Origin of the sequence: Okeania sp. SIO1H4 (genome assembly GCF_010672695.1) — a bacterium.
Lineage (GTDB): Bacteria > Cyanobacteriota > Cyanobacteriia > Cyanobacteriales > Microcoleaceae > Okeania > Okeania hirsuta.
Genome location: NZ_JAAHGB010000177.1, coordinates 1 through 1,393 on the forward strand (window position 1 = coordinate 1; position 1,393 = coordinate 1,393).

At 39.7% G+C, this 1,393-nt stretch carries 2 protein-coding genes and 1 pseudogene; 2 read left to right on the forward strand and 1 reads right to left on the reverse strand.

What is annotated here, in order from left to right:
• The coding region (locus tag F6K06_RS33505) for a transposase family protein (RefSeq protein WP_287245580.1) at window positions 1-210 on the forward strand (210 nt) is incomplete at its 5' end.
• Window positions 210-1,067, forward strand: a pseudogene (locus tag F6K06_RS33510) (ISAs1 family transposase). The gene F6K06_RS33505 and the pseudogene F6K06_RS33510, both read left to right, overlap by 1 nt.
• 59 nt (window positions 1,068-1,126) lie before the next feature.
• Here F6K06_RS33510 and F6K06_RS33515 read toward each other — a convergent pair.
• A partial coding sequence (locus F6K06_RS33515) for a hypothetical protein (protein ID WP_287245582.1) occupies window positions 1,127-1,393 on the reverse strand: 267 nt, incomplete at its 5' end.

Sequence of the window (1,393 nt, forward strand, 5' to 3'; positions counted from 1 at the left end):
TTGGCCCAGTTACCAGATTTTCGAGCTGCCAGAGGCAGACGTTATCCATTATGGTTAGTATTACTGTTAGTAATTATGGGTACAATGAGCGGTTGTTTCTCCTATTGTGCCCTAGAAGATTTTGCTCGTCGTCATCACCTGGCCTTACACCAACAACTAGAGCTATCACCTTTGAGTTTTCACTCCAGAAGTCTACATTTCGGCGAATGATGACCAGAATTGATTTTGCTCAGTTGGCTCAAGTATTCAATCAATGGGCTAAACAGCAAATCACAATTCAAGAGGCCGAATGGTTAGCAGTAGATGGTAAGAGTATTAGGTCTACTGTGAGTGATTGTAATAGTTCTTACCAAAACTTTGTCAATGTTGTTTCTGTGTTCAGTAATTGTCAAGGAGTACCTGTACCTGTAGAGCAATTTCACAATCAAGAAAGTAGTGAAATTGCTGTTGTCCAAAGCATATTGACTAGCTTAAACCTCAAAGGAGTGGTTTTTACTTGTGATGCCTTACATGGTCAAAAAAAACAGTCAAGTTAATCATTGACAGTGACAATCATTACAAGGGTAGCACTCAAAGGTAATCAAAAAAAATTGTACCAACAGGTACAACTAACGACTAAACAAACACAACCAAGTAGTATTGATATATCAGAAGACAAATGCAGAAATCCTTTGGTTTGTAGAACAGTATCTGTGTTTAATCATCTGTTGGGAATTAGCTCTGAGTGGGAGGGAATTAAGTCTTTGATTAAAGTAGAGCGTCAGGGTAAACGAGCAGGTGTTGATTATGATCAAACAGCTTACTACATTAGTAGTCTAGAGTTGAGTGCTGCAGAATTTGCAGTAGGAATTCAGGGACATTGGGGAATTGAGAATCGACTACATTGGGTTAAAGATGTAGTGTTTGGAGAGGACAAGAGTCTAATTCGGCACTCTCAAGCTGCAGCTAATTTTTCTGTGATTCGTCAGTTGGCGATCGCTATCTGTCGCCTTCATGGCTATTCTTCCCTCACTACTGCTATTCGTACCATTGCTCACGATTTGGAGCAGATTTTTCTGCTGTTGTAAATCCAGAACTGAAGTCGCCCTCGAATTGAAATGGGTTCAGACAAGACCCTTGCTCTGAGCTAGTTTTCCATTTCAATCGTTCTGGTGTTTGTGATCGCTACTTTCATGCAACAAAGCCGTTTAAGAGTGATAATTTCGGGAAAAAACCATGAAATACTTGATAACATGGCCAAACTTGTACTCCTCCTGGTTGTTTGCGATCGCGACTGACTCCGTAACAATTTTTTCTGTTTAAGAGTGATAATTTCGGGAAAAAACCATGAAATACTTGATAACATGGCCAAACTTGTACTCCTCAATATTTTTCTCTGGCGACAATGAATTAG